The sequence below is a fragment of the Microbispora hainanensis genome (assembly GCF_036186745.1).
Lineage (GTDB): Bacteria > Actinomycetota > Actinomycetes > Streptosporangiales > Streptosporangiaceae > Microbispora.
The window spans coordinates 8,363,706-8,389,478 of the sequence record NZ_CP108086.1 but is presented as its reverse complement, the minus strand read 5'-3'; the positions used below and the strand labels follow the sequence as shown (position 1 = coordinate 8,389,478).

Genomic DNA, 25,773 nt, shown 5'->3' with positions numbered 1-25,773 from the left:
GCACCGGGGGTGGAGGGTCTGAGGTGAGGTCGTCCACTCATTCCGCCTCCACACGGCTGCGCCCGATCGTGACCGGCCTCGCGGTCGTGATCTTCACTGTTATGGCCGCGGGCACCGCCTTTCTGGCCACCTGGCCGGGCGACGGCGCACTCGCGGCCGGTGGCGGCCCGGCGGAGAAAGACCGCGCGCGGGGCGGCGATCCCCGTCCCGCCGCGCGGGCGACGGCGCAGAGCCTCGTGCCCGACCGCACGCTGCCGTCGAGCGCGCCCGTCATCGGCGGGCCCGGCGTGCAGGTCACGCTGCCGCACCTGATCGCGATCTCCCCCAAGCAGGTGCCGCAGAGCACGCTGTTGAAGATCGCCAAGCTGCGGCACGTGCAGAAGGTGGCGGTCGCCGACGGCGGCCAGGTGCGCGTGTCCGGCACGGCCCTGCGGCTGCTCGCGGTCGACCCGGCCACGTTCCGGTCGTGGACGCCGAAGAACGTGGCCGACCACCCGGAGGTGTGGAGCGCGCTGGCGCGGGGCGAGCTGGTCGCGGACCCGGCGGCGATCAAACGTCTCGGCATGGTGCTGGGCGCGGAATACCAGATCGACGGCGGCCCCAGGCTGCGCGTGGCGGCCTCGGCCTCGCTCGGGCTGCCCGGCGTGGACGGCCTGGTCAGCCGGGACCTGGGCCGCAGGCTCGGCTTCCCCTCCGGCGTCGTGGTGCTGGTGCACGGCGACGCGGCCAAGGTGAGCGACAAGTCGGTCGCGCGTCTGCTCGGCAAGAGCGCGCAGGTCGTGCGGGTCGGCGCGGCTGCCGTACGGCCGCGGCCGCAGGCGCAGGCGACCCCGGGACATGCCCTGGTGGGACGGCCCACGAGCTACCTGGACCTCTACCAGCGGTCCGCCACCGTCTGCCCCGGCCTGTCGTGGACCGTCCTCGCCGCCATCGGCCAGGTCGAGAGCGGCCACGGCCGCAACAACGGCCCCTCGTCGGCGGGGGCGCTCGGGCCGATGCAGTTCATGCCCGCCACCTGGAAGGCGTACGGCGTGGACGGCGACGGCGACGGCGAGGCGGACATCTGGAGCCCCTACGACGCCGTGCCGTCGGCCGCCAAATACCTGTGCGCCAACGGGGCCGGCGCGGGTGGCGAGAAGCTCAGGAAGGCCGTCTGGTTCTACAACCACTCCTGGGACTACGTGAACAAGGTGCTGTCGCTCGCCGACGCGTACGCCCGCGCGTACGCCTCCTGACGCGCGGGGGACCTGCGGGTCCTGACACGCGGGGGACCTGACGGACCTGCGGGCGGAGGGACCTGACAGCCCCTGCCGGCGGAGGGTCCCGCCGCGGCGGCCGCCACCGGCCGTTCCGTCGTGGAGCCGCTATTGGCCGGGGCGTGCGGCGGGCCGGACGGGGGCGGGGCAGCAGGTCGCCGCGCACGGGGCGGGCTCCGGCTCGGCGAGCAGCTCGGACACCATCGACACGAACCGCGGATGGGTGCCCGCGGTCGAGGCCCTGGTGAGGGCCATGCCGAGCTTCTCGGCCGTGGCCGCCGCCTCCACGTCGAGGTCGTAGACGACCTCCATGTGGTCGGAGACGAACCCGATGGGCACCAGGACGGCCGACGGCACACCCTCGGCGTGCAGCGCCTCCAGGTGGTCGCAGACGTCGGGCTCCAGCCAGGGCACCTGCGGCGGGCCGCTGCGGCTCTGCCAGACCAGGTCCCACGACCGCCCCTCGTCCACCTGCGCGGTCACCAGCTCGGCGGCCCGCCTGAGCTGGGCCTCGTACGCGCCCCCGGTGGGCCCGGCGGTGCGGGCCATGGAGACGGGGATGCTGTGCGCGGTGAACACGAGCCGTGCCTGCTCCCGGACGCCGGCGGGCAGCCGGTCGAGGGCCTGGCGGGTGTGGTCGGCCATCGCCGCGATGAAGCCGGGATGGTCGTAGTAGTGGCGGAGCTTCACGATCTCCGGAGCGCCGGGGACGGCGGCACGGGCACGGGCGATGTCGTCGAGATACTGCCGGCACGACGAGTAGGAGCTGTAGGCCGCGGTGACGAAGGCCGCCGCCTTGCGGACGCCGTCCTCCTTCATCTGCCGGACCGTGTCCTCCAGGAACGGGTGCCAGTTGCGGTTGCCCCAGTAGACCGGCAGGTCGACGTCGAGCGCGGCGATCAGGTCGCGGCACTGCTGGTTGATCGGGCTGACGCCGCCGAACCCCTGGTAGTGCGCCTCGACCTCCAGCAGCCGCTCACGCGGCACGCCCCGGCCGCGCACGACGTTCTCCAGGAACGGCATGACGTCGTCGGGCTTCTCCGGCCCGCCGAAGGAGACGACGAGCAGGGCGTCGTATCCGTTGGTGCTCACCATGCGCCACACCTTACGCGGCGGGTACGACGGTTCCGTGCGCGCCTGACGGCTTGGGTGGTGCGTGCGTCAGAGAGTAGGTTCGAGCGGTGACCCAATTTCCGGACATCCGCGAATACACGGCTCTGCCGCGCGTGAACTCCCTGCGGCTGTCGCCCGACGGGACCCGGCTCGTGTCCGTGGTCCAGTCCCTCAACCCCGACGGCAAGTCGTACGGCACGGCGCTGTGGGAGATCCCCCAGGAGCCCGGGGGCGAGCCCCACCGGCTGACCCGGTCGGCGAAGGGCGAGGCGGGGGCCGAGTTCGCCCCCGACGGGACCCTGTTCTTCGTCTCCCGCAGGCCCGACGAAACGGTGAAGGAGAGCGGCGGCGAGACCGCCGCCCTGTGGCTGCTGCCCGAGCGTGGCGAGCCGGCGCGCGTGGCCACCCGCCCCGGCGGGGTCTCCGCTGTGCGGGCGGCCGGCGGCACGGTCGTCTACGCCTCCGAGGTGCTGCCCGGCGACGAGGCCACCGAGGAGGAGCGCCGCAAGGCCCGCGACGAGGCCGGGGTCAGCGCGATCCTGCACGAGGGCTATCCGGTGCGCTACTGGGACCACGACCTCGGCCCGGCGCAGACCAGGCTCTTCGCCGGCCGCGCCGGGGGCGAGGGCCTGGAGGACGTGCGCGACCTCACGCCGGAGCCCGGCGGCGCGCTGGACGGGCACATGTCGTTCGACGTCACCCCGGACGGCCGCACCGTGATCGCGACCTGGCGGGTTCCGCTGGGGAACGGCGACCTCCGCTGGGACCTCGTCGCGATCGACGCCGAAGACGGATCCCGGCGCACGCTCGCGACGTCCGAGGGGCACGACTTCATGGGGCCGATCAGGGTGTCGCCCGACGGGCGGCACGTCGCCTGCCTGCGGGAGCACCACGGCACCGAGGAGACGCCGATCGCGCTCGACCTGTGGGTGGTCGACCTGGCCACCGGCGAAGGGCGCGCGGTCGCCGAGGAGATCTTCCCCGGCTCTGTCGCGTGGGCGCCCTCCTCGCGGGAGCTGTTCTTCTCCGCCGACCACCGGGGCCGCAGGCCGGTCTTCCACGTCACCTTGGACGGCGACGTCACCAGGCTGACCTCCGACGACGGCGCTTACGCCGAGCTGTGCCCGGCGCCCGACGGTTCGGTCTACGCCCTGCGCGGCGCGATCGACTCGCCGCCGCGTCCGGTGCGCGTGGCCGCCGACGGGTCGGTGACCACGCTGCCCTCGCCCACGCCGCCGCTCGACCTGCCCGGCACGCTGACCGAGGTGACCGCCACGGCCGAGGACGGCACCGAGATCCGGGGCTGGCTGGTCGTCCCCGCGGACGCGACCGCCGAGAACCCGGCGCCGTTCCTGCTGTGGATCCACGGCGGCCCGGTGTCGAGCTGGAACGACTGGAGCTGGCGCTGGAACCCCTGGATCATGGCCAGGCACGGCTACGCCGTGCTGCTGCCCGACCCCTGCATGTCCACGGGCTACGGCCAGGACATGATCCGGCGGGGCTGGGGCGACTGGGGGCCGGTGACTCACGCCGACCTCATGGCGATCACCGACGAGTGCCTCAAGCGGCCGGAGATCGACGAGCAGCGGACGGCGGCGATGGGCGGCTCGTTCGGCGGCTACATGGCCAACTGGGTCGCGGGACACACCGACAGGTTCCGGGCCATCGTGACGCACGCCTCGCTGTGGAACCTCGACCAGTTCGCCGGCACCACCGACGGCGCCAACTTCTGGCAGCGTGAGTTCGGCGCTCCCGGGTCCGCCCGCTACGAGCGGCTGTCGCCCAACCGGTCGCTGGGCGACATCAGGACGCCGATACTGGTGATCCACGGCGACAAGGACTACCGCGTGCCGATCGGCGAGGGCCTGCGGCTGTGGTGGGATCTCCAGCGCTCGGGGGTCGAGTCGAAGTTCCTCTACTTCCCAGACGAGAATCACTGGGTGCTCAAGCCCGGCAACGCGGTCGCCTGGTATGAGACGGTTCTGGCCTTCCTGGCGCAGCACGTCCTGGGCAAGGAGTGGACCCGGCCGCCGTCCCTGGGCTGACCGTTGAATGGCGGTACATCCTGGTTTGGGAGGATGTCACCCGTGCGGCCGGCGCCCCGCGCCGGCCGTTTCGGTGTGAGCACGTACGAGGAGGGGGCAGGCCAGGATGGACCAGCGGGAGGACCGGCATGACCGCGCGCGGGTGGAGGAGCTGCTGGAGCTGGCGACCGGCATAGCCGAGGAGGCCGGTCAGATGCTCCTTGCCAAGCGGCCCGCGCGACCGGAGGTGCTCGCCACCAAGTCGAGCCCCACCGACGTCGTCACGGCGCTCGACCGGGCCGCCGAGGAGCTGATCCGCGGCAGGATCGCCGAGGCCAGGCCGCACGACGCCGTCCTCGGCGAGGAGGGCGGAGACACCCCCGGCGAGGGCGTCGTCCGGTGGGTCGTCGATCCCATCGACGGCACCGTCAACTTCCTGTACGGCCTGCCCGACTGGGCGGTGAGCATCGGCGTGGAAGTGGACGGCGAGATCGTCGCGGGAGTGGTGCACAACGTGCCGCGCGGCGAGGTGTTCACGGCGTCGAAGGGCGGCGGCGCCTGGCTGAGGGGCGAGCGGCTGCGCTGCAACACCGGCGTCCCGCTGGCCAAGGCCCTCGTCGCCACCGGGTTCGGCTACGCGGCCGGCCGGCGCCGGGTGCAGGCCGAGATGCTGGCGCAGGTGCTGCCCCAGGTCAGGGACATCCGGCGCGGCGGCTCGTGCGCGATCGATCTCTGCTCGGTCGCCGCGGGCCGGGTAGACGCCTACTACGAGCGCGGCACCAACTACTGGGACCACGCGGCGGCGGGCCTGATCGCCCAGGAGGCCGGGGCCCGCGTCGCCGGTCTGAAGGGCAAACCGGTCGGCCCGGACATGGCGCTGAGCGCGGCCCCGGGCCTCTTCGAGGAGCTGCACGACCTGCTCGTCCCCCTCGACCCCGAGCGCGACTGACGCGTTCACCCGGGCCGCGCCCTCTTCCCCGGCTACTCCTGCGCCCCGGCTTCTCCTCCGTACGAATGGCGACGCGGGAGCGGACCGGGGGGCGCGGAGCCGTCCGGGCATGGCGCGCGGCGGCCTGCCGGTCGGCCGCCCGGGCCGCTGTTCGATCGCGGCGCTCGATCGCGGAGCTTGATCGCGTTGCTGCCTGGCGCCCGGGCCGGGCTCCGCGCGACGTCCTCGACCGCCGGCGTGAATTCGCGTCGAGTTCGAGAAGGGTTCGAGGAGAGTTCGGGGGAGTTCGGGGGAGTTCGGTGGAGTTCGCGGTGCGTTCGCCCTGGGTACAGGCGAGGGGGCCCGCCTTGCGGCGGGCCCCCTCGTCAGTTTCGGTTCCGGTCAGCGCTGGATGTCGATGCCGTGATCTTCGGCGAGGCGGTGCAGGTCCTCGATCTCGGCGGTGAGGGTGTCGGCGAGGAAGTCGTCCCCGCTCGTGGTGGCCTCTTCAAGACCCTTGTAGGCCTGGTCGAGCCTGGTTTCGATCGTGGTCGTGAACTCGCCCATCTCACCTTCTTTCTCAGGGGGCGAAACGTGTCACGGGGGCTCCGGCACGGATCCTGTGGAGAGGCGCGCCCGTCCCCGGCACACGACAATGGAGGGTGTCACGGGCTTTACCCATGTCCGGAGCGACCGTAAACCTGTGAATTTCTGTGCTCTACGTCACGTAGAGCGCGGGAACCGCTTACCGGCGGCTTACGCCGGATGAGTCCACAATGAGGGGCCTCGTACCAGCTAGGAGGACTTGATGCGCGTGCTTGTGGTGGAGGACGAGCGGGTGCTCGCGGACGCGATCGCCACCGGCCTCCGCCGGGAGGCGATGGCCGTGGACGTCGCCTACGACGGTGCCGCCGCCCTGGAGAAGACCGCCTACATCGACTACGACGTGATCGTGCTCGACCGTGATCTGCCCAAGGTGCACGGCGACGAGGTGGCCCGCCGCCTGGTCGCCCAGCGGTCGGCCTCGCGGATCATCATGCTGACGGCCGCGGGCGACGTGGACGACAAGGTCGAGGGGCTGGAGCTCGGCGCCGACGACTATCTGGCCAAGCCTTTCGTGTTCATGGAGCTCGTGGCCCGGGTGCGCGCGCTCGGCCGCAGGTCCGCGCCGCCGCTGCCGCCCGTGCTCGAACGCGCCGGCATCCGGCTCGACCCCGGCAGGCGGCAGGTGACCAGGGACGGGGCCGAGGTCCACCTCACCAAGAAGGAGTTCGCGGTGCTGGAGGAGCTGATGCGGGCCGAGGGCGCCGTCGTCAGCCAGGAGGACCTGCTCGACAAGGCGTGGGACGAGAACATCGACCCGTTCACCAACGTGGTCAGGGTGACCATGATGACGCTGCGCAAGAAGCTGGGCGATCCACCGGTCATCGAGACCGTGCCCGGCGTCGGATACCGGCTGTGACGACCCGCGCCACCGCCATGTCCCGGGGGAGGGGGCCCTGTGAGCGAACCGCGTGACGCCTCCGAGAGGAGGACGCCCCAGATCCTTCCGCCGCCGGGGGAACCGGACGCCGCCGCGTCCTCGCCGGACGTGCCCCCGCCTGACCTGGCGGCTCCGGACGCGCCGGCTTCGGGTGGTGGCCCGGCCCCGGCGGGTCCCACCCGCCGGATGTCGAGCCCGATGGGCACCGGTCCCTACCGCAGCCAGGTGCCGCCGCCGCCCAGCGGCCCGCCCGCATGGGACGGCCCGCCGCCCCTGGTCGCCCATCCGGTGCAGCGGGGCAACCTGCTCAACGAGATCAGGTCGCTGCAGAACCGCGTCAGCATCCGGTGGCGTCTGACCCTCACGTACGCCGCGCTGGTCTTCGTCGCCGGCGCGCTGCTGGTGATGGTCATGTACGTGCTGATCGGCCAGGCGATCGACATCGGCTGGCAGAGCGTGCCGCAGATCTTCCTGCCGCGCGGGAGCGTGCCGCAGGAGTGGATCGACGAGGCCAACCACCAGTTCGCCCAGTCGCAGGCGGAGGTCACCGCCGTGGCGCGGGCCGAGCTGCTGAAGCGTGCCCTGCTGGCCCTGCTGGGCGTGGGGATCCTGGCGCTGATGCTGGGCTATCTCGTGGCCGACCGGGCGCTGCGGCCCGTCATGAAGATGACGGCGACCGCGCGGAAGCTGTCGGAGACCTCGCTCGCCCACGAGCGCATCGCCCTCCAGGGCCCGGACGACGAGCTGAAGGAGCTGGCCGACACCTTCGACGCGATGCTCACCCGGCTCAACACCGCCTTCGACGCCCAGCGCAGGTTCGTGGACAACGCCTCACACGAGCTGCGGACGCCGCTCGCGATCAACCGTACGGTGCTGGAGGTGGCGCTGTCCGACCCCGAGGCGTCGGAGGATCTCAAAGTGCTCGGACGCACGCTGCTCGGCACCACCGCGCGCAACGAGCGGCTGATCGAGGGCCTGCTGCTGCTCGCCCGCAGCGAGCGTGAGCTGTCGGTGCGAAAGCCCGTGGACGTCCGGGAGGTGGCCAGGACCGCCGTCGAGCAGCTGGCCCCCTTCGCCGAGGAAGAGGGCGTCACGGTCGAGCACGACCTTCACCCGGCGGCCACGACGGGCGACCCCGTTCTCATAGAACGCTGCGTGTCCAACCTCATCGAGAACGGCATCAAGCACAACCTTGGCGAGTCCGGAAAAGTATGGGTCCGGACGGGAATTGTGGACGGGGGTGCCGTTGTTCAGGTCGCGAACACGGGACCACACGTTCCCGCGTACGAGGTGGAGAGCCTGTTCGAGCCGTTCCGGCGGCTGAATGCCGACCGGGTTCAATCCGCCAAGGGCGCGGGTCTCGGCCTGTCCATCGTGCGCGCGATCGTACGCGCGCACGGCGGAACGGTCGCCGCCGTCCCCCGCGACGGGGGTGGTCTCGTGGTGACGGTGCGTCTCTCCGGAGCCGGGGCTTCTCCGGGGACACCACAGTCGGCGCGCTGATGGAGCGTGCACGCCGTACATGTGGTTGGATGTGCCGTCGAACGCGGTGGGGATACCGCCGATACTGTGGTTTTCGCCATATTTGGCTAACCGCAGCCCCAGGTGGGATGCCCCTCGCGTGTCGGGAGGTTCAGTGTTCGTTCAAGCGGGTACCGAATGCACAATTTAGCGGCCCCCGCGGGCACAACACCGGCCTTCCGAGCGTTATCCACGCGCGACACAGGCGCAGGCAGATAGATGAGGGGGATGGAGTAGCAGATGGCTACCGACTACGACAGCCCGCGTAAGACCGACGACGATCTGAACGAGGACAGCCTTCAGGAACTCCAGGCGCGTAGGAGCGACAAGTCGTCGGGCAGCATCGACATCGACGAGACCGATCTGGCCGAGTCGCTGGAGCTGCCGGGGGCGGATCTGTCGAACGAGGAGCTTTCGCTGCGGGTGATTCCTCGGCAGGCCGACGAATTCACCTGCTCGCGGTGCTTCCTGGTGCACCACCGCAGCCAGCTGGCCTCGGAGAAGAACGGCCAGCAGGTCTGCCGCGAGTGCGCCGCCTAGGAGACCCTTGGGAGGGTCCGTGACTTCAGCAGCGGATGAATCGAACAACGAGGTAGCCGACCTTGTCGGCAAACTCGTCGCCCCTGAGGAGACGGACGGGGCCGAGCGGCGTCGGCTGCTCGGCCGCCTCAGCGGGGCCTTGGCAAGGTCCGCCGCGAAGACACGCGAACGCGGCGTCGGCCGGGGGCGATGGCTGGCCGACGTCTTCATGAACATCGCCCCGCGGTTACCGGTCAGGGACTACGAGACGCTGCGGGACCACCATTACGGGCTCACCGGCGAGCAGCTCGCCGACGATCTCGTCCGCACCGCGGCGAAGGCGACGACGGCGGTCGGCGCGGTCGGCGGAGCGCTCGCCGCGGCGGAGTTCGCCGCCCCGCCGCTCCTGCTCTCCGCGCCCGCCCAGATCGTGGCCGAGACGCTGGTCGTCGCGGCCATCGAGGTGAAGCTCCTCGCCGAGCTGCACGAGGTGTACGGCGTGAAGGTCCCCGGCAACGGAACCCAGAGGGCGGCCGCGTTCGCGCTCGCCTGGTCGAAGCAGCGGGGCGTCAACCCCCTCGCCCCCGGCTCGGCCACGATCGCACTCGGGACCGCCGCGAAGACCGCCCTGCGCAACCGCCTGATGCGCACGCTCGGCCGCCATCTCACCACCCTCGGCCCCTTCCTCACCGGCGCCGTGGCCGGCGGGGCGCTGAACCGGGCCGCGACCAGGAAACTCGCCGCCGCGGTGCGCGCGGACCTGCGCCGCCAGCGCACCCTGCCGCCGAGCTGACCGACGCCCCCGAACCGACCGTTCGAGGCCGTTCGAGGCCCCGTACCGACACTCGAGCCCGCGAACCGACACCTCCGACGCACCCGGGCCGACATCCCCGAGGCACCCGGGCCGACATTCCCGAGGCACCCGGGCCGACATTCCCGAGCCCGCGCAATCGACACCCCGGCAGACTTGGGCCGGCACCCCCGGCGCACCTCGCCGCCCGGCGGACGCCCCGGCGTCCGTCCCAATCGGCAGTCTCCGGTCGCCCTGATCTTCCAGATAGAGAAGTGTCACCGATTGGTCTAAACCTCTTGGCGACCCTGTATGAGCTGCATGAGATCATTCTCACAGTGATGGGTGTGGATTGTGCATGTTCTTACGGGTATGGGGGGCACTGGTGACTTTCCGTATGGTGGTCACAGGCGACCACCTGGAGGGGATTCATGCGTGGCACCAGCTCGTTTCTGATCGTCGCGAACCGGCTGCCGGTCGATCGTGTGGGCGAGAACGAATGGCGGCGCAGCCCGGGCGGGCTCGTCACCGCCATCGCGCCCGTCATGCAACGGCGTGACGGGGCCTGGCTCGGCTGGACCGGGGCGGCAGGGGAGGAGCTGAAGCCCTTCGACCACGACGGGATGCACCTGATCCCCATCCCGCTGTCCCAGCTTGAGGTCGAGCTCTACTACGAAGGCTTCTCCAACGCCACGCTGTGGCCGCTCTACCACGACGTCGTCGCCACGCCCGTCTACTCGCGCGTGCTCTGGGACGCCTACCGGGCCGTCAACGAGCGGTTCGCCCGCGCGGCCGCGGACGCCGCCGCGCCGGGCGCGGTCGTGTGGGTGCAGGACTACCAGCTCCAGCTCGTGCCGGCGATGCTGCGCAGGCTGCGGCCCGACCTGAAGATCGGGTTCTTCCTGCACATCCCGTTCCCGCCGGGCGAGCTGTTCTACCAGTTGCCCTGGCGCAACGAGATCCTCGAAGGGCTGCTCGGGGCAGATCTCGTGGGCTTCCAGCGGCCGGGAGGCGCCCACAACTTCCTGCGGCTGTGCCGCCGGCTGCTCGGCCTGCCGCACCTCCGCAACGCGATCCAGCTCGAGGACCGGACGGTCCGCGCCGAGGCGTTCCCGATCTCGGTCGACTTCAGTGAGATGGACCAGCTCGTCCGCGAGCCCCGCATCCAGCAGCGGGCCAAGGAGATCCGGGCCGAGCTGGGCGATCCCGAGCACGTGCTGCTCGGCGTCGACCGGCTCGACTACACCAAGGGCATCGGCCAGCGGCTCAAGGCGTTCGGCGAGCTGCTCGACGACGGCGCGATCAAGCCGGACGAGGCGGTCTTCGTGCAGGTGGCCACGCCCACCCGCGAGCGGGTCGCCGAATACATCCGGCTGCGCAACGACATCGAGCTGAGGGTGGGGCGCATCAACGGCGAGCACGGCGTGCTCGGCCGCATGCCGATCTCGTATCTCCACCAGTCGTACAACAAGGAGGAGCTGGCGGCGCTCTACTGCGCGGCCGACGTCATGGTCGTCACGCCGCTGCGCGACGGCATGAACCTCGTCGCCAAGGAGTACGTCGCCTGCCGCCACGACCTGCGCGGGGCGCTCGTGCTGAGCGAGTTCGCGGGCGCGGCCGACGAGCTGCGCCAGGCGTACATGGTCAATCCGTACGACATCGCCGGCATGAAGCGGGCGATGCTGACGGCGATGCGGGCGACCCCGCACGAGCTGGCGCGCCGGATGCGCTCGCTCAGGCGCAGGGTCGCGACCTACGACGTGGACAGGTGGGCCAGCGACTTCCTGCAGGCCCTGGAGTCGGGGGAGCCTGCCGCCTCTAGGGAGTGATGTCCCGGGCGGCGTCCTTCCAGGAGCGCCACTTCTTCGCCGCCGAGCGCGTGACGACGATTCGCGTGATCTCCATGCCCAGGCCCATCACCACGGCGTACGCGATGGCCTCGCCGAGCCCGATCTCGGGGGAGTCGACGCTCGCCGGCGGCTTCTTGCCGGTCGCCCTCTCCCACGCGAACGCCAGAACCTTGCGCGAGCAGAAGCCGACCGCCAGGCCGAGCAGGCCGCCGACGATCCGCCACTGCATGTCGGGCTTGTCCGTCGCGCTGAGTTCGCGCTCGGCCTCCCGCGCCTTGTCCGCCATGATTCCTCCTCGATAACGACCTTAGTGTCTCCCCGCGGGGTGACGGTCCACGCCATACCATGTGGTGGCATGACCGAACAGCGACTCCACGCAGCCATGCCCGAGAAACCGACACTCGACGGCTTGGAAGCGGTATGGGTAGCGCGCTGGGAGGCCGAGGGCACCTACCGGTTCGACCGGTCCCGGAGCAGGGACGAGGTGTACTCCATCGACACCCCGCCGCCCACCGTCTCCGGGTCCCTTCACGTGGGGCACGTCTTCTCCTACACGCACACGGACACGATCGCCCGCTACCAGCGGATGCGGGGGCGCGAGGTCTTCTACCCGATGGGGTGGGACGATAACGGGCTGCCCACCGAGCGCCGCGTGCAGAACCACTTCGGCGTGCGCTGCGACCCCTCGATGCCGTACGACCCGGACTTCACGCCGCCGGAGAAGCCGGACGCCAAGCGGCAGGTGCCGATCTCGCGCCGCAACTTCATCGAGCTGTGCGAGCGGCTGACCGCCGAGGACGAGAAGGCGTTCGAGGAGCTGTGGCGCCGTCTCGGCCTGTCGGTGGACTGGTCGATGACCTACGCGACCATCGACGCGAACGCCCGGGCGGCGTCCCAGCGGGCGTTCCTGCGCAACCTCGCCCGCGGCGAGGCGTACGTCGCCGAGGCCCCGACCCTGTGGGACGTGACGTTCCGCACGGCCGTCGCCCAGGCCGAGCTGGAGGACCGGGAGTGGCCCGGCGCCTTCCACCGCATCGGGTTCGAGCGGCCCGGCGGGGAGATGGTCTGGATCGAGACCACCCGGCCCGAGCTGATCCCGGCCTGCGTGGCGCTGGTCGCCCATCCCGACGACGAGCGCTACCGGCCGTTGTTCGGCACCACCGTCCGCACCCCGGTCTTCGGGGTCGAGGTGCCGGTCGTGGCGCACCACCTCGCCGAGCCCGACAAGGGCTCCGGCATCGCGATGATCTGCACCTTCGGCGACGTCACCGACGTCACCTGGTGGCGCGAGCTCGACCTGCCCACCCGGCCGGTGATCGGCTGGGACGGCCGCCTGCTCCCCGAGCCGCCGCAGGGCGTGCCGGCCGAGCCGTACGCCGAGCTGGCCGGCAAGACCGTGCACAGTGCGCGCGAGCGCATCGTGGAGATGCTGCGCGAGTCCGGCCACCTGGACGGCGAGCCGCGCAAGATCCAGCGGCCGGTGAAGTTCTACGAGAAAGGCGACCGGCCCCTCGAGATCGTCACCACCCGCCAGTGGTACATCCGCAACGGCGGCAGGGACGCCAAGCTCCGCGCCGAGCTGCTGGAGCGCGGCCGGGAGCTGGAGTGGCACCCGCCGCACATGCGGGTCAGGTACGAGAACTGGGTGGAGGGCCTGGCGGGCGACTGGCTGATCTCCCGCCAGCGGTTCTTCGGCGTGCCGATCCCGGTCTGGTATCCGCTCGACGCCGACGGCGAGCCGGTCTACGAGGCGCCGATCGTCCCGCCCGAGTCGGCGCTGCCGATGGACCCGTCCAGCGACGTGCCGCCCGGCTTCTCGGAGGACCAGCGGGGCAAGCCGCTCGGCTTCGTCGGCGACCCCGACGTCATGGACACCTGGGCGACCTCGTCACTGACTCCGCAGATCGCCGGCGGGTGGGAGCGCGACGACGACCTGTTCCGCCGCGTGTTCCCGATGGACCTGCGGCCCCAGGCCCACGAGATCATCCGCACCTGGCTGTTCTCCACGATCGTGCGGTCGCACCTGGAGCACGGCGGGCTGCCCTGGCGGCACGCGGCGATCTCCGGGTGGATCCTCGACCCCGACCGCAAGAAGATGTCCAAGTCCAAGGGCAACGTGGTCACGCCCATGGGCCTGCTGGAGGAGTACGGCTCCGACGCGGTCCGCTACTGGGCCGCGAACGGGCGTCCCGGCACCGACACGGCCTTCGACACCGGGCAGATCAAGATCGGCCGCCGGCTGGCCATCAAGATCCTCAACGCGTCGAAGTTCGTGCTCGGCTTCCGGTCCGAGGGCGGCGGCGAGGTCACCGAGCCGGTCGACCTGTCCATGCTGGCTTCGCTGGCGGCGGTCGTCGCCGAGGCAGGCGAGGCGTTCGAGGCGTACGACTACACCCGGGCGCTGGAACGGACCGAGCGCTTCTTCTGGTCGTTCTGCGACGACTACGTCGAGCTGGTCAAGGCCCGCGCGTACGACGGGGACGCCTCGGCCGTCGCGGCCCTGCGGCGGGCGCTCGACGTGTTGCTGCGGCTGTTCGCGCCGTTCCTGCCGTTCGTGACCGAGGAGGTCTGGTCGTGGTGGCGGGAGGGCTCGGTGCACCGCGCGCCGTGGCCGTCCCCCGAGGAGCTGCCCGAGGCGCGGCACGGCGATCAGGCGGTGCTGGAGGCCGTGGCGGAGGTGCTGCGCCGGGTGCGGCGGGCCAAGTCCGAGGCGCGGCTGTCGATGCGGGCCGAGGTCGCCCGGCTCACCGTGTCGGGCGCCCAGGCGGACCTCGTCCGGCAGGCCCAGGACGACCTGTGCGCGGCAGGCAACGTCGAGGAGTTCGTCCTCGAATCCGGTGAAGGACCGCTCGACGCGGTCGCCGAGCTGACCTCGTGAGGCCGCCGAGCTGATCGTGTGAGGCCACCGCCGGCCGCCGTCGTCCCTCCGTCGGGACGACGGCGGCCGGCGAAGTTCTGGGACGTTCCAGGACGTTTCCGGGCGTTCCGGCACGTGCCCCGGGGGTTGCGTAGGGTTGAGGGCGAAACGACCGCCAGGCGCGCGTAAAACGGCTGCGCGTCCCGCCCGCCGACATGCCAGTCTGGATCCGTGATCCCGTCTAACCGCAGTACCACCGAGAGAGTCCCGCCGACGCTGGCGACGATGGCCGCGTGGAGCTGGCGGCTGCTGCTGCTCGGCGGGATGATCTACGTCCTGTGGCTGATCATCGACAGAATCAGCTTCGTCGTCATGCCGGTGGTCGTCGCGCTGTTGCTCGCGGCCCTGCTGCACCCGCTGACCCGGCGGCTGCGCGCCACCGGCCTCCGGCCGATCTATGCGACATGGATCACGATGCTGCTCGGCCTGGCGCTGATCGTCGGCATCGGGTTCCTGATCGGCGTGCGGGCGAACGAGGAGTTCCCCCGGCTGGTCCTGCAGATCCAGGTGACCGCGCGTAACGTGCAGGACTGGCTGCTCCACGGGCCGCTCCATCTGAAGGAGGCGCAGATCGCCGACTTCGTGGACCAGCTCAGCAGCCAGATCACCCAATATCGCACCCAGATCACCAGCACGCTGCTGAGCGGCGCCACCGCCGTCGTCGAGGTGCTCACCTCCATCGTGCTGATCCTGTTCGTCACCTTCTTCCTGCTGAAGGACGGCGACCGGATCTGGTCCTGGTTCCTGCGCGCCTTCGGCAGCGCCACGCCGCGCGTCGACGCCGCGGGCCGCGCGGCCTGGGCCACGATCTCCCACTACGTGCACGGCACGGTCGCGGTCGCGGCCATCCACGGGCTCGTGATCGGCGTGGTGCTCGCCGGGATGCAGGTGCCGCTGTGGGCGCCCCTCGCGGTGCTGGTCTTCCTGGCCAGCTTCATCCCGATCGTCGGCATCCTGTTCGCGGGCACCATCGCGACGCTGGTGACCTTCGGCTCCCGGGGCTGGTTCCTGGCACTGATCTTCGTGGGCATCCTCGTGGTCGAGCAGCAGCTGGAGAACCACGTGCTCCAGCCGCTCATCGTGGGCCGGGCCCTGGAGTTCCACCCGCTCGCGATCATCCTTGTCCTCGCGGTCGGCGGCGTGCTCGGCGGCATCGCGGGCGCCGTGGTGGCCGTCCCGCTCACGGCGGTCATCTATCGCGCGCTGCCCGAGCTGCGCCGCGGCCGGCCGCGCGCCATCGAGGCGGCCGAAGGCGGCCCGCCCGGCGCCGGGGAGCCGGGGACCGGAGAACCTGGAACCGGAGAACCGGGTGCCGGGGACGAGCCTGGACCCGAGGGCGTACCCCCGGGCCCGGAATCCGGCGCCGTCGAGTCCGGTGCCGCGGAGAGCGGCGCCACGGAGCCCGGTGCCGCGGAGAGCGGCGCCACGGAGCCCGGTGCCGAGGAGCCCGCGACCTCCCAGCTCGCCGCCTCCGACGAGGGCGGGCGGAAGCAGGAAACGGCGCGCCCGTCATCCGGCACCGGAGAGGCGGTGTCCCCCCAGCGCAACGGGTAGGGTCTTGCCTCATGAGCTGCCCTGCGCCGAACTCCGGACTGCCGAACTCCGGACTGCCGGGCCCGAGACGGGCCGCGGCCGCCGCTCGCGGGATCGAGGCCGCCCGATGAGCGTCGAGATCCTCATCCACCGGCTGGACCCGGATCTTCCGCTCCCGTCGTACGCGCATCCGGGCGATGCCGGGGCCGACCTGTACGCGGCGGAGGACGTGGAACTGCTGCCCGGCGAGCGGGCGGTCGTGCGGACCGGTGTCGCCATCGCGCTGCCGGACGGGTACGCCGCCTTCGTCCATCCGCGTTCGGGCCTGGCGGCCCGGCACGGTGTCACGCTGGTCAACGCGCCGGGCACGATCGACGCCGGCTACCGGGGCGAGATCAAAGTGACGATGATCAATACTGACGCGAAGGACCCGGTGCGGTTCCGGCGCGGCGACCGCATCGCCCAGCTCGTCGTCCAGCGGGTGGAGCGGGCGGCGTTCTACGAGGTCGACCGGTTGCCCGGCTCCGTACGGGGCACGAACGGGTTCGGCTCGACGGGGAGCTGACACCCCGGGGCCCGGGAACACCGGGCCACGATGCGAGGAGAGTGAGAGAAGTGTTGCGACGCCGGCGACGCGCGGAGGAGGAGACCGCACCAGCTTTCGTGCGGGAGGAGAGCCACGCCCCGGCGCGGACGACGGGCCCCTGGGACGCCGCGGACGACTACCCGGAGGCCGAGCGCGTGGACCTGGGGGGCCTGCGCCTGCCCGTAGGTCCCGGATTCGAGATCCAGCTCAGCATGGCGGGCGACCAGGTCGACGGTGTGATCGTCCTGGTCGAGGAGAGCGCCCTGCAGGTGAACGCCTTCGCCGCGCCCAAGCACAGCGGGATCTGGGACGAGGTGCGCGCCGAGCTCGCCCGTGAGGTGGTGGCCGCGGGCGGCTCGGCCGAGGACCGCGACGGCCCGTTCGGGCCCGAGATCGCGGCGGAGGTGCCCGTGCAGAGCCAGGGACAGCCGCAGGGGCGGCAGCCGGTGCGTTACCTCGGCGTCGACGGGCCGCGCTGGTTCCTCCGCGCCGTGATCAGCGGCAGGGCGGCGGTCGACCCGGAGGCGGCGCGGACCCTGGAGGACGTCGTGCGCGGCATCGTCGTCGTGCGCGGCGACGAGCCTATGCCGCCCAAGGAGGCGATCCAGCTCCGGCTGCCCGCCGAGGCCCGGCAGGCCATGGAGGAGCAGCAGGCGTCCCGGCAGCAGGAGTTCCGGCCCTTCGAACGCGGTCCGGAGATCAGCGAGATCCGCTGATATCCGTCCGGGATGTGCCGGTTGACCGAATCGGGAGGCAAGCCCTGCCTGACCGTCCTTCTGGCCTCTGAGCGGCTCACGTATGCTGCGGTGGGAAACGACCGGCCTAGGCTGGAAGCCAGGACGACGATTCCCCGAAGGGGATCGCGAACGAGGAAACTGGGTGAGTGACCGATGGGCACGCCGGAGCCTGCCAAACGCGGCGGACTGCGGGGCTTCTTCCGACGGCTGACCACCAGCCAGGCCGAGCTGGAGGCCGCCGAGCTCCAGGAGGACCTGGAGGAGCAGGGGGCCACTCCCATCGCGCGGTGCGGTGAGCGCCAGCGGACGTGCGTCGCGGGCACGCTGCGCACGGTGACCCTCCGCCCGCGCGGCGGCGCGCCCGCCCTGGAGGCCGAGCTGTACGACGGGTCGGACGTGATCGACCTGGTCTGGCTCGGCCGCCGGAAGATCGCCGGCATCGAGCCGGGCCGGGTGGTGCGGGCCGAGGGGCTGGTCAGCGTCCAGGACGGCCGTAAAGTGATGTTCAATCCCCGCTACGAGCTACGCCCGGCCGGTGGCCCTTGATCTCTCAGGAGACCGTATGAGCACAGCGGACATGACGGCCCCCGCGGCGCACGCCACCGTCGAGGCGGCGGTGCGCGCACAGATGAGCAAGGCGCTGGGCGGCAAACGCGGGATCGTCGAGGCGGCCGTGCCCACACTCGCCTTCACCGGCACGTGGATGGGCACCCACGACCTGAAGACCTCGCTGATCGTCGGCATCGCCTCGGCGGTGGTGCTCCTGCTGGTGCGGATCGCGCAGCGGAGCACGCCGCAGTTCGTGCTCAACAGCCTCGTCGGCATCGGGATCGGCGCGTTCTTCGCGGCCCGCACCGGCGACGCCAAGGACGTGTTCCTGCCGGGGATCCTCTACAACGCGGCCTACGCCGCCGGCATGCTGCTGTCGATCGTGGTCCGCTGGCCGATCGTCGGCTTCCTGATCGGCTCGGTGACCGGCGACCCGACGGCCTGGCACAACGACAGCGCGCTGGTGCGGCTGTGCTCGCGGCTCACGTGGCTGCTCATCCTGCCCTGCCTGCTGCGGGTGGTGATCCAGCTGCCGCTCTACTGGGCCGACCAGGTGACCGCCCTCGGCGTGGCCAAGATCGCCCTGGGCTGGCCGCTGCAGGTCGCGGGGCTCGCCGCGATGGTGTGGGTGCTCGCCCGTGGCCGCACCCCGATCCAGCCGCCGCCGCAGCCGTCCGTCTGACGATCACGCGGAAACGGCTCAGGCCCCGGGCGCACCGCCCGGGGCCTGAGCCGTCCGCGGGTCAGGGACGTCCGCGGGTCAGGGACGTTCGTGTGCCGACAGCAGCTCGGTGAGCTCCTGCTCGACCTCCTGGCTGGCCACGAACAGCAGCTCGTCGCCGGCCTCCAGCGGGTCGTCGGCCGAGGGCACCAGCACCCGGCCCTCCCGCAGGATCGCCACGAGGGCGGAGTCCACGGGCCACGGCACCGAGCCCGCCCGCTGGCCGACCACCGGCGCGTCCTCGGCCAGCGTCAGCTCCACCAGGTTGGCCTGGCCCTGCCGGAAGGTCATCAGGCGCACCAGGTCGCCGACGCTGACCGCCTCCTCGACCAGGGCCGACAGCAGGCGCGGGGTGGAGACGGCGACGTCCACGCCCCACGACTCGTTGAACAGCCATTCGTTCTTGGGGTGGTTGACCCGGGCGACCACCCGAGGCACGCCATATTCGGTCTTGGCGAGCAGCGAGACCACGAGGTTGACCTTGTCGTCGCCGGAGGCGGCGATCACGACCTGGCAGCTGTTCAGCCCGGCCTCGTCCAGCGAGGAGATCTCGCAGGCGTCGGCGAGCAGCCACTCGGCCCGCGGCACGCTGTCGATCTTGATGGCGTGCGGGTCGATGTCGATGAGCAGGACCTCGTGGCCGTTCTCCAGGAGCTCCGCCGCGATGGAGCGGCCGACGGCTCCGGCGCCGGCGATGGTGACGCGCATCAGTGCTCCTCGTCGGACGGCGGGGCGGACAGCGTCTTGTTGATGCGGTCCATGTCGTTCTCGGTGGCGACCAGGTGGAGGATGTCCCCTTCCTGGACGACGGTCGCGTCCTTCGGCACGAGCGCCTCGCCCATGCGGTTGAGGAAGGCCACGCGTGCGCCGGTGACGTTCTCGATCTCCCTGGCCCGGACGCCGATCCAGCCCTGGTGGAAGGCAACCTCGGCCAGGACGACCGTGCCGGTCGGGTCGCGCCAGAGGGGCTCGGCGCCCTCGGGCAGCACCCGGCGCAGGATCTGGTCGGCCGTCCAGCGGACCGTCGCCACGGTGGGGATGCCGAGCCGCTGGTAGACCTCGGCCCGGCGGGGATCGTAGATGCGGGCGACCACGTTGTCCACGCCGAACATCTCGCGGGCCACCCGGGCGGAGATGATGTTGGAGTTGTCGCCGCTGCTCACGGCGACGAAGGAGGCGGCCGAGGCGATGCCGGCCTCTTCGAGAACGTCGCGGTCGAAGCCGATGCCCGTCACCCTGCGGCCGCGGAAGCCCGCCCGCAGCCGACGGAAGGCCTGCGGGTCGCGGTCGATCACGGCGACCGAGTGCCCGTTGTCCTCAAGGATGTGCGCCAGGGTCGAGCCGACCCGTCCGCATCCCATGATCACGATATGCATGCTCCCCCGCCGTGGGTTGTGGCGGTCTCCTAATGGAGACAGTATGTCGCCAGTGCCCCACACCGCATGACTTGGGAGCGGCACCGGGGGACTAGGCTCATCAGACGTGTCCAAGGTGCCAGATCTTGTCAAGCGGCTTCTCGTGGGGCGGGCTCTGCGGAGCACGGCGCTCCACCATCAGCTGCTGCCCAAGCGTGTGGCACTGCCGGTCTTCGCGAGTGATGCCCTGTCCTCGGTGGCGTACGCACCGCAGGAGATCCTGGTCATCCTGTCGATCGGCGGGGTGGGCCTCTACAGCCTCAGCCCGTGGGTCGCCGCGGGCGTCGTCCTCGTCATGCTCACGGTGGTCGCCTCCTACCGCCAGACCGTGCACGCCTATCCCAGCGGCGGCGGCGACTACGAGGTGGCGACGACCAACCTGGGCCCGACCGCGGGACTGACCGTCGCGAGCGCGCTGCTCGTCGACTACGTGCTGACCGTGGCCGTGTCGGTCGCCAACGGCGCCGACTACGTGGGCGCGACGATTCCCTTCGTCGCCGAGCACCGGCCCCTGGTCGCGGTGGCCATCGTCGCGCTGCTGACGGTCATGAACCTGCGCGGCATCCGGGAGTCCGGCGTCGCGTTCGCCGTCCCGACGTACGCGTTCATGATCGCCGTCATCGGGATGGTGGCGTGGGGTCTGTTCCGGCTGGTCGTGCTCGGCGACGAGCTGCGCGCGCCGACCGCGGACTATCACATACTCGGGCAGCAGACCAACCTCGCCGGATTCGCGATGGCGTTCCTGGTGCTGCGCGCCTTCTCGTCGGGATGCGCCGCGCTCACCGGCGTCGAGGCGATCAGCAACGGCGTGCCGGCGTTCCGCAAGCCCAAGAGCAGGAACGCCGCGACGACGCTGCTGATGATGGGCCTCATCGCGGTCGTCATGTTCAGCGGGATCATCTTCCTCGGCCTCAAGTCGGGCGTGAAGCTGACCGACCCGGCCGTCATGGCCACCCACGTCATCATCAACGGCCGCCCGGCCGGGCCCGGCTACTACCAGCAGCCGATCATCGCGCAGGTCGCCTCGGCCGTCTTCGGCCACGGCTCGTTCCTGTTCGTCGTGATCGCCGCGGTGACCGCCCTCATCCTGTTCCTGGCCGCCAACACCGCGTTCAACGGCTTCCCGGTGCTCGGCTCGATCCTCGCCCAGGACCGCTATCTGCCGCGCCAGCTCCACACCCGGGGCGACCGCCTCGCGTTCAGCAACGGCATCGTCATCCTCGCGGCGGGGGCCTGTCTGCTGATCTGGGCGTTCGACGCGGACGTGAGCAAACTGCTCAACCTTTACATCGTCGGTGTGTTCGTCTCGTTCACCCTCAGCCAGATCGGCATGGTCCGGCACTGGACCCGGCTCCTGAAGACCGAGAGCGACCCGCGGGCGCGGTTCCGCATGATGCGCTCCCGGGTGATCAACGGCTTCGGCGCCGTCATGACCGGGCTCGTGCTCGTCGTCGTGCTCGCCACCAAGTTCACGCACGGCGCGTACATCGTCTGCATCGCGATGCCGGTGCTCTTCCTCATGATGAAGGGCATCAGGCGGCACTACGACCGGGTCGCCGCGGAGCTCGCCGCGCCGGAGGGGCACGAGGCCGACGAGTCGCTGCTGCCCGCACGCAACCACGCGATCGTGCTCGTCTCCAAGATCCACAAGCCGACGCTCCGCGCCCTCGCGTACGCCAGGGCGACCCGCCCGTCGACGCTGGAGGCCGTGACCGTCAGCGTGGACGCCGACGAGGCGAACCGGCTCAAGGAGGAGTGGGACCGGCGCGGCATCGCGGTGCCGTTGAAGATCCTCGACTCGCCCTACCGGGAGATCACCGGTCCGGTGCTCGAATACGTGAAGTCGCTGCGGCGGCGCTCGCCGCGCGACGTCGTGACGGTCTACATCCCCGAATACGTGGTCGGCCGCTGGTGGGAACACCTCCTGCACAACCAGAGCGCGCTGCGGCTCAAGGGAAGGCTGCTGTTCAAGCCCGGGGTCATGGTCACGAGCGTGCCGTTCCAGCTCGCCTCCTCCGACCGCCTCAAGCGCCGCAGGGAGCCGTCCGCTCCCGGCGCCTCCCGCCGCTCTTACCAGCCGCCGTCGAAGAACTCGCAGATCAAGGCATGAACGACAGGAAAGAGGCCGACATGGGCGGCGCACGGCTCGAACTGACGGTGGACGCCGTCGCCAACGGCGGCTGGTGCGTGGGCAGGCACGAGGGCCGGGTGGTCTTCGTCCGGCACGCGCTGCCCGGCGAGCGGGTGGTCGCCGAGGTCACCGAGGAGACCGCGCGGTTCCTGCGGGCCGACGCGGTCGAGATCCTGCAGCCGTCGCCCGACCGGGTCACGCCGCCCTGCCCGTTCGCCGGCCCCGGCCGCTGCGGCGGCTGCGACTGGCAGCACGCGTCGCTGGAGGCGCAGCGCAGGCTCAAGGCCGACGTGGTCGCCGAGCAGTTCCGGCGTCTGGCGGGCCTCGACCTCAAGGTCGTGGTCGAGGAGGTGCCGGGTGCGGAGGACGGCCTCGGGTGGCGCACCCGCGTACGGTTCGCCGTGGAGCAGGACGGCACGGCGGGGCTGCGGCGCCACCGGTCGCACGAGATCGAGCACGTCACCGGGTGCCTGATCGCGCACCCCGCCGTCGAGGAGATCGGCGCGGAACGCCTCGGCTGGCGCGGGGCCGCCGCGGTCGAGGTGGTCGCGGCCTCCGGCGGCGACCGCGCCGTGATCGTCGAGCCCGTCCCACGCCGCCGGGCGGACATCCCGGACGTGGACGCCGCGGTCCTGCTCGACGAGGGCAGGCGGGGCACCCGCGCGCTGCGCGGCCGGGCCTCGCTGACCGAGCGGGTGGGCGAGCGCGACTTCCGGGTCACCGCGAGCGGCTTCTGGCAGGTCCACCCGGGCGCGGCGGCCACGCTGCTCGGCGCGGTGCTCGACTTCGGCCGTCCCGAGCCGGGGGAGTGGGCGCTCGACCTCTACTGCGGCGCCGGTCTGTTCGCCGCCGGGCTCGCCGAGGCCGTCGGCCCCGAGGGCGCCGTGCTCGGCATCGAGTCCGAGCCGCAGGCCGCGCAGGACGCCCGGTTCAACCTGCGCGACCTCCCGCAGGCGCAGGTCGAGCGGGGCAGGGTCGAGGAGGCGCTCGACCGGCTCCGGATCGAGCGGGCCGATCTCGTGGTGGCCGACCCGCCCCGCGCCGGTCTCGGCCGTCCCGTGGTCGAACGCGTCGCCGGTCTGGAGGCCTCGCGCGTGGTGTACGTCTCGTGCGACCCGGCCACGCTGGCCAGGGACGTCGCCTGGTTCGCCGGGCTCGGCTATCGCCTGGAGGACCTGCGGGCCTTTGACCAATATCCGATGACTCACCATGTGGAGTGCGTCGCGCTGCTCGTCAGGGACTGATCCGCCGCACGGGCGGGGGCGGCCATGCCGGCCACCAGGAGGTCGGTCAGCCTCCGCACCGCCGCCTCCGTACGTTCGGGCGAGCCCGCGCGCAGGGAGGCGATGGCCGCCAGGCCGATCCGTACGTCCTCGATCGACACCTCGGGACGGACGTGGCCCGCGCTCCGGGCGCGTTCGATGAGCCGCTCCAGCCTCCGGACCTGTGCCCGGCGCTGCCCGGCGATCGCGGCGCCCGCGGGGTGGGAGCCGAGCAGCGCCTGGTTCAACCCGCGGTGCCGCACCTGGCCGTCGGCGAACCGGTGGATGGTCGCGCGCAGCGCCCGCCAGGGGTCGGGATCCTCCAGGGCGGCGCGCATCCGCGCGCGGCACGCCGTCACCTGCTCGGCGAGCACGGCGGTGACGAGGTCCTGCCGCGACGGGAAGTGCCGGTAGACGGTCGCGACGCCGAGGCCGGCCCGCCGGGCGATCTCGTGCACGGGCAGATCGAGCCCGTCCGCCGCGAACGCGGCGCGGGCGACCGCCACGAGATGCCGCCGGTTGTGCTCCGCGTCGGTCCGGGGTTTCCGAGTCAATGTCGTCTGTGCCCCTCTCGCTTCCGGCGATCCGAGACGGTCGCCGCCGTTCGCCCGCCTACCGTGGTCGGCGGCAACTCGGAACAGCCGGAAAGGTGATTATGTTCCCGGACGCGGAAATGTCTGCCGTGCACTTCGACCGGTTCGGTCCTCCCGAGGTCCTCGCCGTGGGAGGGTTCCCCGCTCCGCACGCGGGCCCCGGCGAGGTGCGGATCGCGGTCAGGGCCGCCGGGGTCGCACCGGTCGACCTCGCGCTGCGCGCCGGCACGTCGCCGTCGAGCGCGCGGCTCCCCCTGCCGCACATCCCCGGTGTCGACGCCGCCGGGGTGATCGACGAGGTCGGCGCGGACGTCACCGGGTTCGCCGCCGGGGATGAAGTCTTCGGCGCCGTCGACGTCTCGCGGCTGGGCGGCGCCGCCGCCGAGTTCGCCGTGCTGGCGTTCTGGGCCGCGAAGCCGCCCTCGATGTCGTGGGAGGAGGCCGGCGCCGCCGGCACGAGCGTCGAGACCGCCATCAGGGCGCTCGACAGGCTCGGCGTGGGCACGGGAACGACGCTCCTGGTCGATGGGGCCTCCGGCGGCGTCGGCAGCGTCGCCGTCCAGCTCGCGGTCGCCCGCGGCGCCCGTGTGATCGGCACGGGCCGCCCGGAGAACCACGCCTTTATCGCCGGGCTCGGCGCGGTCCCGGTCGCGTACGGCCCCGGGCTCGCCGGGCGCGTCCGTGATGTCGTGCCCGGAGGGGTCGATCTCGCGCTGGACGTCGCCGGCGCGGGCTCGCTTCGTGAGCTCGTCGCGATCACGGGTGCGCCGGAGTCGGTCCTCACCATCGCCGACTTCACCGGCCCGGAGCTCGGGGTCGCCGTCTCCCGTGGCGAGCTGGGCGGAGAGCCGGACGGACGGCACGGCCTCGTCGTCGCCGCCGCGCTGTCGGCGCAGAGGCGCTTCCGCGTCCCCGTACGGGCGGTGTTCCCCATGGACCGGGCGGCCGAGGCGCACGCGACCGCCGCGCGAGGGCCACGCCGGGGCAAGGTCGTCCTCATGGTCCCTCCCGCCCACGGCGAGCGCGGCTGAGGCAGGGCGGCACGGTCCCGGGGCCGAGGGCCTCGTCGCGGCACTCACCGGCCGGGGCGTACGGAGCTGATCACGCCCTTCGCGCCGGTCCGTCCGCTGGAGCGGTGAGGTCAGCGCAGGCGGGCGATGCCGTCGAGGATGAGGGCGATGCCGCTCAGGAACTGCTCACGGTCGTCGTGCTCGCGCATCTGGCCGGCGATCGCCCGTACGAACGGGTAGGCGTCGGCGTCGAGGTCCTGCCACGCCGCCGCCACGTCGCCGAGGAACTTCTCCCGGCCGACGTCGCCGGGGGCGCCGTGAGCGTCCCGCTCGAAGCGGACGTGCTGGCTGACCGCGCCCAGGATGTAGTGCACCAGGGTGGAAGTCGCGGAGAACCAGGCGGCCTGCGGCACCCCGAGCGCGCGAACCTGCCGTCCGATCCGTTCGAATATCCCTACCGTCACCGGGCCCGACGGCCGCCGTGCGAACTGGGTGGTCAACTGGGTGGCGAGCCAGGCGTGCTCGGCGATCGCGCCGAACAGGCTCAGCGCGGTCGCCCGGATCTCGTCCTCGGGCGCCGGGGAAGCCGGGTCGGTCCTGGCGGCCAGCGCGGCGGCGATCACGATCTCCGTGGCGGCGTCCAGCAGCTCGTCGCGAGTGCCCACGTGGTAGTAGATGGCGCCGGTCCCGGTGGCGAGGCGCTCGGTGAGCGCCCGGACGGTCAGCGCGCCCTCACCGCCGTCGTCGAGCAGCTCGATCGCGCTTGCGATGATCTGCTCTCGCGACAGCACCTGCCTGCGCCGTACGGACTGCCGCGCTCGCGTTGTCATGAGCC

The 25,773-nt window shown here is 71.8% G+C and carries 24 protein-coding genes; 17 read left to right on the top strand and 7 right to left on the bottom strand.

Features of this window, described 5'->3' with window-relative positions; all coding sequences use genetic code 11:
- Window positions 1-23 precede the first annotated feature (23 nt).
- Entirely contained in the window at window positions 24-1,235 is a 1,212-nt protein-coding gene (locus OHB01_RS37985) for a lytic transglycosylase domain-containing protein (protein ID WP_260617102.1), read from the top strand.
- Between the two features lie 129 nt (window positions 1,236-1,364).
- Here the strand turns inward: OHB01_RS37985 and OHB01_RS37980 are convergent, their stop codons facing one another.
- Window positions 1,365-2,351, bottom strand: coding sequence for a ferrochelatase (locus OHB01_RS37980; protein ID WP_328854664.1), 987 nt, complete (start codon window positions 2,349-2,351; stop codon window positions 1,365-1,367).
- A gap of 86 nt (window positions 2,352-2,437) precedes the next feature.
- Here OHB01_RS37980 and OHB01_RS37975 point away from each other — a divergent pair, with 86 nt between their 5' ends.
- The gene (locus OHB01_RS37975; protein WP_328710601.1) at window positions 2,438-4,414 is read left to right on the top strand and encodes a S9 family peptidase; all 1,977 of its coding nucleotides are present in this window, start codon (window positions 2,438-2,440) and stop codon (window positions 4,412-4,414) included.
- A gap of 106 nt (window positions 4,415-4,520) precedes the next feature.
- A complete protein-coding gene (locus tag OHB01_RS37970) occupies window positions 4,521-5,342 on the top strand; it encodes an inositol monophosphatase family protein (RefSeq protein WP_328710600.1) in 822 nt (273 codons plus the stop codon).
- A gap of 381 nt (window positions 5,343-5,723) precedes the next feature.
- Here OHB01_RS37970 and OHB01_RS37965 read toward each other — a convergent pair whose 3' ends face one another.
- Window positions 5,724-5,888, bottom strand: a complete 165-nt coding sequence (locus tag OHB01_RS37965) for a hypothetical protein (RefSeq protein ID WP_167530612.1) — start codon at window positions 5,886-5,888, stop codon at window positions 5,724-5,726.
- Window positions 5,889-6,129: 241 nt separating this feature from the next.
- On the opposite strand from OHB01_RS37965, the gene OHB01_RS37960 reads away from it, so the two are divergent.
- The 5 genes from OHB01_RS37960 (at window position 6,130) to OHB01_RS37940 (ending at window position 11,463) form a co-directional block, all read left to right on the top strand.
- Window positions 6,130-6,783, top strand: a complete 654-nt coding sequence (locus OHB01_RS37960) for a response regulator transcription factor (RefSeq protein WP_142645514.1) — start codon at window positions 6,130-6,132, stop codon at window positions 6,781-6,783.
- A gap of 39 nt (window positions 6,784-6,822) precedes the next feature.
- Window positions 6,823-8,307 (top strand): sensor histidine kinase, encoded by a 1,485-nt coding sequence (locus OHB01_RS37955; protein ID WP_328854663.1) that lies wholly within the window; start codon window positions 6,823-6,825, stop codon window positions 8,305-8,307.
- Window positions 8,308-8,565: 258 nt separating this feature from the next.
- Window positions 8,566-8,865 carry a DUF4193 domain-containing protein gene (locus OHB01_RS37950; protein WP_030505490.1) on the top strand — a complete coding sequence of 100 codons (300 nt, stop codon included), beginning with the start codon at window positions 8,566-8,568 and terminating at the stop codon, window positions 8,863-8,865.
- A gap of 19 nt (window positions 8,866-8,884) precedes the next feature.
- Window positions 8,885-9,637 (top strand): hypothetical protein, encoded by a 753-nt coding sequence (locus OHB01_RS37945; protein WP_260617100.1) that lies wholly within the window; start codon window positions 8,885-8,887, stop codon window positions 9,635-9,637.
- A gap of 428 nt (window positions 9,638-10,065) precedes the next feature.
- Window positions 10,066-11,463: an alpha,alpha-trehalose-phosphate synthase (UDP-forming) gene (locus OHB01_RS37940; protein WP_142645513.1), complete on the top strand. Its 1,398-nt coding sequence runs from the start codon at window positions 10,066-10,068 to the stop codon at window positions 11,461-11,463.
- Here the strand turns inward: OHB01_RS37940 and OHB01_RS37935 are convergent.
- Entirely contained in the window at window positions 11,453-11,770 is a 318-nt protein-coding gene (locus OHB01_RS37935) for a DUF4235 domain-containing protein (RefSeq protein ID WP_142645512.1), read from the bottom strand. The two genes, OHB01_RS37940 and OHB01_RS37935, sit on opposite strands and share 11 nt — an antisense overlap.
- 69 nt (window positions 11,771-11,839) lie before the next feature.
- On the opposite strand from OHB01_RS37935, the gene valS reads away from it, so the two are divergent.
- The 6 genes from valS to OHB01_RS37905 all read left to right on the top strand — a co-directional run bounded on the left by valS (window position 11,840) and on the right by OHB01_RS37905 (window position 18,488).
- On the top strand, window positions 11,840-14,362 hold the full coding sequence (gene valS / locus OHB01_RS37930; RefSeq protein ID WP_328854662.1) for a valine--tRNA ligase: 2,523 nt from the start codon (window positions 11,840-11,842) through the stop codon (window positions 14,360-14,362).
- A gap of 264 nt (window positions 14,363-14,626) precedes the next feature.
- Window positions 14,627-15,955: an AI-2E family transporter gene (locus OHB01_RS37925; RefSeq protein WP_328854661.1), complete on the top strand. Its 1,329-nt coding sequence runs from the start codon at window positions 14,627-14,629 to the stop codon at window positions 15,953-15,955.
- Between the two features lie 106 nt (window positions 15,956-16,061).
- Window positions 16,062-16,499 (top strand): dUTP diphosphatase, encoded by a 438-nt coding sequence (gene dut, locus OHB01_RS37920; protein ID WP_142623350.1) that lies wholly within the window; start codon window positions 16,062-16,064, stop codon window positions 16,497-16,499.
- Window positions 16,500-16,549: 50 nt separating this feature from the next.
- Entirely contained in the window at window positions 16,550-17,236 is a 687-nt protein-coding gene (locus OHB01_RS37915; protein ID WP_328854660.1) for a DUF3710 domain-containing protein, read from the top strand.
- Window positions 17,237-17,410: 174 nt separating this feature from the next.
- Window positions 17,411-17,803: an OB-fold nucleic acid binding domain-containing protein gene (locus OHB01_RS37910; protein WP_142645508.1), complete on the top strand. Its 393-nt coding sequence runs from the start codon at window positions 17,411-17,413 to the stop codon at window positions 17,801-17,803.
- Window positions 17,804-17,819: 16 nt separating this feature from the next.
- A complete protein-coding gene (locus OHB01_RS37905) occupies window positions 17,820-18,488 on the top strand; it encodes a DUF3159 domain-containing protein (RefSeq protein WP_142645507.1) in 669 nt (222 codons plus the stop codon).
- Between the two features lie 78 nt (window positions 18,489-18,566).
- On the opposite strand, the gene OHB01_RS37900 is transcribed toward OHB01_RS37905, so the two are convergent.
- Both OHB01_RS37900 and OHB01_RS37895 read right to left on the bottom strand, forming a co-directional pair.
- Window positions 18,567-19,235 (bottom strand): potassium channel family protein, encoded by a 669-nt coding sequence (locus OHB01_RS37900; protein ID WP_142645506.1) that lies wholly within the window; start codon window positions 19,233-19,235, stop codon window positions 18,567-18,569.
- Window positions 19,235-19,903, bottom strand: a complete 669-nt coding sequence (locus OHB01_RS37895; RefSeq protein ID WP_142645505.1) for a potassium channel family protein — start codon at window positions 19,901-19,903, stop codon at window positions 19,235-19,237. Before OHB01_RS37895 ends, OHB01_RS37900 begins: the two co-directional genes overlap by 1 nt.
- A gap of 106 nt (window positions 19,904-20,009) precedes the next feature.
- On the opposite strand from OHB01_RS37895, the gene OHB01_RS37890 reads away from it, so the two are divergent.
- Both OHB01_RS37890 and OHB01_RS37885 read left to right on the top strand, forming a co-directional pair.
- A complete protein-coding gene (locus OHB01_RS37890) occupies window positions 20,010-22,052 on the top strand; it encodes an APC family permease (RefSeq protein ID WP_142645504.1) in 2,043 nt (680 codons plus the stop codon).
- The gene (locus OHB01_RS37885) at window positions 22,049-23,317 is read left to right on the top strand and encodes a class I SAM-dependent RNA methyltransferase (RefSeq protein WP_328854659.1); all 1,269 of its coding nucleotides are present in this window, start codon (window positions 22,049-22,051) and stop codon (window positions 23,315-23,317) included. The genes OHB01_RS37890 and OHB01_RS37885 overlap by 4 nt, the downstream gene beginning before the upstream one ends.
- Here OHB01_RS37885 and OHB01_RS37880 read toward each other — a convergent pair.
- Window positions 23,278-23,889: a TetR/AcrR family transcriptional regulator gene (locus OHB01_RS37880; RefSeq protein ID WP_328854658.1), complete on the bottom strand. Its 612-nt coding sequence runs from the start codon at window positions 23,887-23,889 to the stop codon at window positions 23,278-23,280. The two genes, OHB01_RS37885 and OHB01_RS37880, sit on opposite strands and share 40 nt — an antisense overlap.
- A 119-nt stretch (window positions 23,890-24,008) precedes the next feature.
- Between OHB01_RS37880 and OHB01_RS37875 the strand changes: the two genes are divergently transcribed.
- Window positions 24,009-24,959 (top strand): NADP-dependent oxidoreductase, encoded by a 951-nt coding sequence (locus tag OHB01_RS37875; protein ID WP_328854657.1) that lies wholly within the window; start codon window positions 24,009-24,011, stop codon window positions 24,957-24,959.
- A 110-nt stretch (window positions 24,960-25,069) separates the two neighbouring features.
- Here OHB01_RS37875 and OHB01_RS37870 read toward each other — a convergent pair whose 3' ends face one another.
- Window positions 25,070-25,768 (bottom strand): TetR/AcrR family transcriptional regulator, encoded by a 699-nt coding sequence (locus OHB01_RS37870; protein WP_328854656.1) that lies wholly within the window; start codon window positions 25,766-25,768, stop codon window positions 25,070-25,072.
- Between the last annotated feature and the right edge of the window lie 5 nt (window positions 25,769-25,773).